Source organism: Bacteroidota bacterium, assembly GCA_034723125.1.
In the GTDB taxonomy this organism is placed as follows: Bacteria; Bacteroidota; Bacteroidia; order CAILMK01; family JAAYUY01; genus JAYEOP01.
This window is the reverse complement of record JAYEOP010000266.1, coordinates 1-2,973: the sequence shown is the minus strand read 5'-3', so window position 1 is coordinate 2,973 and position 2,973 is coordinate 1. Positions and strand designations below refer to the sequence as shown.

Sequence of the window (2,973 nt, the reverse complement as noted above, 5' to 3'; positions counted from 1 at the left end):
ATTAGGGTTAATCTATATTTCTCAACCGATTTTTGATTTATGAATTAAAAACAAAATCAAATATTTAAAAAATTTAGAAATTTTTCTTTGCGTGAAAATATAATCGAATAAACGAATAACCCAATCATCAATAAACAATAATAAGTCGTTAATAATCAATTTAAAAGCAAATTACCACATTTACATATTTCGTTAACTGAATGTTATAAATGTAAAAAAAAATTTTACTATGAAATTATTTTGATATATATTTGCGGTATCAATTAAAGTTTTTGAAAAAAACCGAAAAATTTTAAATTTTTTTTCTCTCTGTAACACAGTTTGTTACAAGCGTATTTTTAAAATATTTGAAAATTTCCTGATAACATTTCAAAACTAAAGTTATATATATATAGAAGGGCATTAATACTTAAAAAATGACAGAAACATTACTATACATTGAATATCAGGGCTTTACCCCCCCCATTGCTTTTTAAGGGGAAATTTGACCGATAAACACAAACCACCCTAACTAAAATAATTTTAAAAATTTGTAAAAGGAAGATAACCTTTAAAAATTCCTTTATGATTTTGTAAAGAGCGGGGGACAAAAGTAGCTACCCAATAAAAAAAAGTTACTAAACCCCCCAACTCTTTTTTATGCTTCATAAGAAGCACAAGCAAAGATACAACATGCTCTTTGCATTTTTCATAAAGTTTTAACATTTTTTAAAACAATTTAAATTTTAACTATTATGAAAACAAAAAAAATTTTATCTTTGTTGATTATGTTATTAGCATTTTCAACAGTAAGTTATTCACAAATTCAAATACCTGCTGGTCCGGTTTCAGGAATCTGGAGTGCACCACATTATCAGGTCAATGGAGATATTTTTATTGCTACTGGAACAAATTTACTGATTTCAACAGGTACAACAGTAGAATTTACAGGATCTTACAGCTTGGATGTAAATGGTGTGATAACAGCGTTTGGTTCTTTAGGAAATGAGATAATTTTTACATCTGATCCATTGTTAGGTTGGAAAGGGATAAAAATCAGCAACAATTCCAATAGTAACACATTTGATTATTGTATTTTTGAATATGTAAAAAAATCAACTATACCATGTCTTGCAAACAATTCAGGTGCTGTATATTTGCTTCTTTCTAACAATACTACTTTTTCGAATTGCACTTTCAGATACAATAATATTTGTAACTCAGGAGGTGGTATTTCATTTAGGTCAAGTCGTGCACAGGTTGAAGATTGTTTGTTTCATGACAATATAGCACAATTAGATGGAGGAGGGATATTTATTGAGGGTGGCAGTCAATTACATTCTATCAATGGCTGTAGTTTCGAGAATAATACTGCAGAATCTGGTGGAGGAGCTATTTGGATTGCAGAAACGGAGTTGGTAAATATTGAGTATTCTGGTTTTGTCAATAATACAAGTAATTGTTCTTCATTAAATAGTGGTGGTGGAGCTATTGGGATAGCAACAAGCAATATACAAACTACTCAAACATCTGTGTATATAAATGATTGCAATTTTTTCCTTAATATAGCACATAATATAACAAACCCCGGTAATGGAGGAGGTGTTTTTGCATACCAATCTGGTAGTCAGCCACTAAACCTGAATATTGAAAACTGTGATATTCAAAATAATACAGCAGACAATAATGGAGGGGGGGTATTTTTGGAAAATTGCCAAAGCGATATACAAATATTCTTAAACAATATTTTTTTAAACCATGCAAATAACGGAGCCGGTGTTTATATGTCTAACATAAACAACAATATGACTGTAAACAATTCTAATTTAGACGGAAATAATTTCACCGATAATATTGCTACAACAAATGGAGGCGGTCTTTATATTGTATCATCTGAGTTTAGCGATATTATTAACAATTTTTTTCAAAATAATCAGGCAGTTGATGGAGGAGGTGTATATATTTCAGGAACGGTAATAATTCATTTTCAGGAAAATAATCTTGATGGAAATATTGCTAGTAATAATGGAGGTGGCTCTTATCTTGATGCAAGTTATAGCCATGTTGCACTGTGTGAGTTTAAAGTAAATAATGCTGACAAGAATGGTGGTGGCATTTATATAACCAATTTGCATACAAGTGGGAATTTGAATTATTTTGTAAACAACCTTATTGTTGAGAATGGTGTACCAAATGATGGTGGTGGTATTTACAGTAATGCGGATTTTTATCTTTACAATAATACCATAGCCAACAATAATGCACCTGATGGCTCAGGAGGAGGATTTTATTTAAATTCGTGCAATGTTACTGCAACCAATACAATTATTTGGGGCAATACGGCAAAATTCTACCCACAGGCATATCCTATTCCTCAAGAAAATAACGGCTATTCGTACTGTTGCTGTTCTACATTTACTAATCCACTAACAAATTGCAAAAACACTAATCCCATGTTTACTGGTAGTTTCGATTACAGAATCCAATTATCATCTTCATGTTTCAATACAGGTAATAACAATGCTTTATATATTTTACCTTATGATTTAGATGACACTGAACGTATTTTACATCATGATATTGATATAGGTGCGTATGAATTTGATGATAGGTATAAATGTGGGGATATTACCTCAAATGGAAATGTAATTTGGGACAATCATAATCCAACAGGTATTGATTATATTATCACCTGTGATATTTATATAAATTCAGGAAACACTTTAACAATTCAGCCAGGTACTGAAATAGCTTTTGATGATGGAATAAAATTGGATTTTTATTATGGGAAAATATAATAAATCAAATATTGTCTTTTTATTTATACTAATATTGTGTGGGATTTTTCATATATCTTATTCACAGCAAGAAGCCAAATATTGGTATTTTGGATACCATTGTGGATTAAAATTTGAAAATAATCAACCTATAAAATTGACTGATGGGGCTTTGACTTCTCCTATTGGAAGTGCAGTTATTTCCGATAAAAATGGA

General features: G+C 30.2%; 3 protein-coding genes. 2 read left to right on the top strand and 1 reads right to left on the bottom strand.

Annotated features, from left to right (window positions below; translation table 11 throughout):
* Positions 1–522: 522 nt before the first annotated feature.
* Positions 523–705 (bottom strand): hypothetical protein, encoded by a 183-nt coding sequence (locus U9R42_07330; GenBank protein ID MEA3495832.1) that lies wholly within the window; start codon positions 703–705, stop codon positions 523–525.
* A gap of 29 nt (positions 706–734) precedes the next feature.
* Between U9R42_07330 and U9R42_07325 the strand changes: the two genes are divergently transcribed.
* Together U9R42_07325 and U9R42_07320 are read left to right on the top strand one after the other, a co-directional pair.
* Positions 735–2,777, top strand: a complete 2,043-nt coding sequence (locus U9R42_07325; GenBank protein ID MEA3495831.1) for a right-handed parallel beta-helix repeat-containing protein — start codon at positions 735–737, stop codon at positions 2,775–2,777.
* Positions 2,764–2,973 (top strand): hypothetical protein (locus U9R42_07320; protein MEA3495830.1); only part of this gene is annotated, 210 nt, incomplete at its 3' end. The genes U9R42_07325 and U9R42_07320, both read left to right, overlap by 14 nt.